This window comes from Streptosporangium sp. NPDC002524 (assembly GCF_040295985.1).
GTDB lineage: Bacteria > Actinomycetota > Actinomycetes > Streptosporangiales > Streptosporangiaceae > Streptosporangium.
Map to the genome: position 1 here is coordinate 1 of NZ_JBEOWK010000066.1, position 4,705 is coordinate 4,705.

At 35.5% G+C, this 4,705-nt stretch carries 4 protein-coding genes; 1 reads left to right on the top strand and 3 read right to left on the bottom strand.

Annotated elements, in window-relative coordinates:
* From ABT053_RS43175 to ABT053_RS43185, 3 genes are all read right to left on the bottom strand, one after another.
* The coding region (locus ABT053_RS43175) for a replication initiation protein (protein ID WP_350977983.1) at nt 1-789 on the bottom strand (789 nt) is incomplete at its 3' end.
* Nucleotides 790-1,820: 1,031 nt separating this feature from the next.
* A complete protein-coding gene (locus ABT053_RS43180) occupies nt 1,821-2,132 on the bottom strand; it encodes a hypothetical protein (protein WP_350977985.1) in 312 nt (103 codons plus the stop codon).
* A gap of 360 nt (nt 2,133-2,492) precedes the next feature.
* Nucleotides 2,493-3,791 carry a polysaccharide deacetylase family protein gene (locus tag ABT053_RS43185; protein WP_014017385.1) on the bottom strand — a complete coding sequence of 433 codons (1,299 nt, stop codon included), beginning with the start codon at nt 3,789-3,791 and terminating at the stop codon, nt 2,493-2,495.
* Nucleotides 3,792-3,959: 168 nt separating this feature from the next.
* Here ABT053_RS43185 and ABT053_RS43190 point away from each other — a divergent pair, with 168 nt between their 5' ends.
* The gene (locus tag ABT053_RS43190) at nt 3,960-4,640 is read left to right on the top strand and encodes an IS6 family transposase (RefSeq protein WP_350977986.1); all 681 of its coding nucleotides are present in this window, start codon (nt 3,960-3,962) and stop codon (nt 4,638-4,640) included.
* Nucleotides 4,641-4,705 lie beyond the last annotated feature (65 nt).

Here is a 4,705-nt window from a genome sequence, read left to right on the forward strand (position 1 = left end):
ACGTTTATTCGTGATATGAAAGACAATAGAATCAATGCTTTTACCTTTTTTCACTTTCTCATAGGCAATATTAAATGAGGTCCGATCATTGATTTCTTCAAGGGGTTTATCTAAAACTTTCTTGCTAAAGTTAGTGAATAATTTGTATTCATTGACCGTGTCCGTCATTTCTCGTAATTCTCGCATGGAAATTGAAGGATTGCGGTAGGCTTCCACTTGTTCTTCTCGGCGCCCGCCCTTGTAACTATAATGCTCGTACTGGTTATAATTCATAGATAACCAGCGATACAAGATAATGGAATACTTGCTATTGAGTTCTGCAAGATCAGACAAAGCGTGTTGCGTGAAATTTTGTTTTAAATTGATTAAATACGGCATAATTTCAGGACTAAATCGGATCGTTACCTCATCATGATAATCCGTCCACTTAACATAGGGAATCGGCACAATATTTTCAAATTCAAATCCATGTTCTTTTTTTTCTTTAATTTTGAAAAAGGCTTGTTTCTGCATATTCTCGACTGCCTGTTTAAAACGTGTGTGTTTATTGCTGTCGTCCACTTTAAAAAAGGCAAACAGTTCTGCTTTTGACAAATAAACCGTATGATCTTTTGGTGGTTCTTCTGTATCAATGCACGATACGGCTAATTCAAACATTTTCAGTGGGGTTTTATCCATTTTGGCAATAGATGTGATTAAAGAATTATGCTCCACTACTTTTCGTTTTGATAATTCGTTCAAGATTTGCACCTGCTTCTGATTTTGTTCATTTTTTGGTATACTAGACATAGAAAACTGCTCCTTTGTGAGTGATTTTAGATAGGCATGAAGAAAATCTGACCAAAGAATTGTTCTTCATGCTTTTATTATACCACAACATAAGTACTTACCTAACAAAAAAGTACTTATGTACATAGTTTTTTGTACTTATGTACATAGTTTTTTGTACTTATGTACATAGTTTTTTGTACTTATATAATTCTATAAACCCTTGAAAACACTCACTTTTTTTTGACGCAAAAGAATAAAAGATTAAAATATATATGATAAATATATATATAGGCTTCGCCTTTTTTTATTTTTTTCAAAAATGTAAAATCCAAAGTCAAAATCATCAAAAAAAGGAGTGAGCGAAAACCACGCTCACATTTTACTTGCAGCGTTCACTCGCACTCGCTAAAAGAAAAGATCAAACCCTCTCTTAGGACTTTCTTGGATTCCCTCTAATTGCTCGTATACGCTGTTTTAACTATTTGACTAGCTAAATACTCATACTTTGCAATCAAGCGTCTTACAGACGGTCAGGGCAAGCCCTAACAACCCTTAAATGGAAAACCTATACTTTGTTTAACTTGTTTTTTTACAACTTAAAACAAGCTATTCAATTCAAAATCACTTTAAACCCACTTAAAAGCTCGTTTAAGCATTCTTAATGTTCCCTTTGAACAAATAGACAGTTTCGAATTAAAGTCGCTTAAATCGAGTTTTAGAGCGTTTTAAAATAGAATGATGAAAAACTAAAAAGTTTCAAACGCTGGTCGGCTTGTTTCGTAAAAAAAGAGTGCAATGCGCACTTACACATCACTCTAAAAACGAGTGATGTAATGGCTAAAAATCGTGTATCAGAAGTTGCTTATCGCAACAACAAAATTTCATGCTAGTAGCGTCTCTTAAATGAGTGAGTCTTTGTTTCAATTTGTGATACATTTTTCTGATCCATCAAGAACTTCCTCAAAGATAAAATGCCCCAGCGCTCATTCCTCAATCGCCCTTTGTCATTGATTTTGTAATAAGCATTGCGCCCTATTCGGTTACAATCCTCACAACAAAATAGCAAATATAAACCCATAAATACTGCTGTAAGCTATCACATTGTAATACAAATTACTTCGTTCTTGTATTACAATGTGGCTTGAAAAGGGGGAAGTTTCACTTTCCCCTTTTATCCCCTTTGGATTGTGTCGATTTGCTTTACGCAAACGCCACCTACCCATTTTATAAAAATAAAATGGGCAAAAGATCTTTCTTTTTGTCATACAAAAAGAAGAAAAAGAGGGACGATTTTCTTCTTCCGAAATCGTCCCTCTTTTTGGATGAACGAACAAAAAATCTCTCGTATTTTGTTTGTTCATCCACTAAAAATATGCGAACAGTATGGCTTCATTCAATCCTGTTCTTACAAGTCAAAAGCATCGAATCGTCCTTGGACGATTCAACAAAAAAAGTAGTTGTTTTTGGACGACTACTAAGTTCTAAACATTCATTACCCAAAATCAATTTGGTCTAACATCGTTTCTCGACTAGCTTGATCTAATCCAAGATACGTTAAGGTCATGGCTTCACTTGAATGGTTTAATAAATGCATCACTAAACCAATATTATAGTTTGACTGGGTATAGACCTTATAAGCGCCTGTTTTACGCATGGTATGCGTTCCTAGATAGTTAATTCCTACTTATTGTCGGCGGAGCTGGACGCTTCTTTCACAACCTCTATCCTCGATCTTTTTGGTCATACACTTCTTTGACGTTGATAAATTGATCAAGTATTGGATTTTCTCCTTTTAGGTCAGCTTCGAAACGGATACCGTCAATATTGATTCTGGCGTTACGGTAGTAGTCAGTTCCTAGTTGTCCCCATGCAGGAGTTGAGGCATCGACATTGCAGAAGATATCAAATCCTTGTTGTTTCAAGTAAGCAAATTTTTGATTTGCTTCAGAATAAGGTTGCCAATCGCTGATGTCAGCGCCAAATGGGTAGATCAAAATATTTGTTTTGCCTAAAATAGGTGCAACTTCATTTTGCCAACGTTCATTATCTTGTTGGATATCGGCTAAAGAAGCTTGTGTCATATTCAAGTGTCCCCAAGTATGAGAAGCAAAACTCCAACCATCTTTCTTTAATTGATCAGCAACTTTTTTGGCTGCTTCGATTTCTTTGTTTGTTTTTTCGTTATCACCATATTCTGATTTTGATGTACGGTAACCTAATACACCATTATAGCCTGTTAAAGCTAATGTTCCTTTGGCGCCTTGATAAGAAAAATCGGGATGTTTTTTAATGAATGAATCGATCAATGGAACCATATCATAGTCACCAACAGTTTCCTTCTTATTGTCGATATAAATATTCTTGATTTGGTTCTGTTTATCGACAATCAACTTACTTGGAAATCCTGAATTGTCCATGTATTCATAATAGCTGACATCGTCTTGCGAAAGAATTAACGGTTTCTTTCCTTCTGGAAGAGAAACACCTGTAAAGGTCAGTTTTCCATCTGTTCCTTTTTTGACTAATCCATTTAGATTAACAAGAACATAGTTATTTTTATATAACTGATCAATGGTTTTATTGAATTCGGAAATAGTGACCATATAATCTTTATACCCTTGTGCTTGCTGGGTATGAAAAGCCTTAGCTGGATCAACAATCAGACTATGAAAGAAGACGTGTGAGATTTTGGTCGGGTCTTCCCATTTTACCAAGGATTCTTTTTCTTTTTTCAAAGTTGCTAACAATTGTTGCGCTTCTTTGGCGTCGTCTTTTTCAAGTAAGGCGATGGCTTCATCATAATGATAACTTGCAGCAAGCTGTTTTGCTTGATCAAGCTGTTTCGTCGTTTGTTTATCTTCAACAGGTTTTGAGCTGCTGCTTGAGTGTTGAGTTGTTTGACTAGTGTTTTCTAATTTATTGTTTGTTACTGCTTGTGTAACAAAAAAGATACTTACACCTAGAATAATAACAGTGCATACAGAAGTGACAGCCAATATGATTTTGTGTGTATGTTTCATTTTATCGTCCCCTACTACTTTTTGATTTCAAAAACCCCCGTAAGCTTTTCTTAACCTTTTGAAAAACTTCCCATAACCATTGTAACGAATATAGGGTTCTGTTGCAAAGTTTTAAATCTACTATCAAATAAGGTAGAATAATAGAAAAAGATAGCAGGAGGAATGACGATGAATCATTTTAAAGAAAAGCAATTTCAGCAGGATGTGATTATTGTAGCCGTGGGCTACTATCTTCGTTATAACCTTAGCTATCGTGAAGTTCAAGAAATCTTATATGATCGTGGCATTAACGTTTCTCATACGACAATTTACCGTTGGGTTCAAGAATATGGTAAGCTGATCTATCAAATCTGGAAAAAGAAAAATAGACAGTCCTTTTATTCGTGGAAAATGGACGAAACTTATATTAAAATTAAAGGGAAGTGGCATTATCTCTATCGTGCAATCGACTCAGAAGGCATGACACTGGATATTTGGCTACGCAAGAAACGGGATACTCAAGCTGCTTATGCGTTCTTGAAACGACTACATAAACAGTTTGGTCAACCAAGAGTAATTGTCAAGGATAAAGCGCCCTCTATTGGTTCTGCATTTAGAAAGTTACAGAGTAACGGTTTATATACTAAGACAGAGCATCGAACCGTGAAGTATCTCAATAACCTCATTGAGCAAGACCATCGACCAATCAAACGACGCAATAAATTTTATCGAAGTCTACGAACTGCCTCAACCACGATTAAGGGCATGGAAACAATTCGAGGAATATACAAAAAGAACCGAAGAAATGGAACGCTCTTCGGATTTTCGGTGTCGACTGAAATTAAGGTATTAATGGGTATACCAGCCTAAGATATTTGGAGTTCAGTGAGAGCGCGTTTGATTTTCTAACTTCGCAACAGAACCATCAATTCATT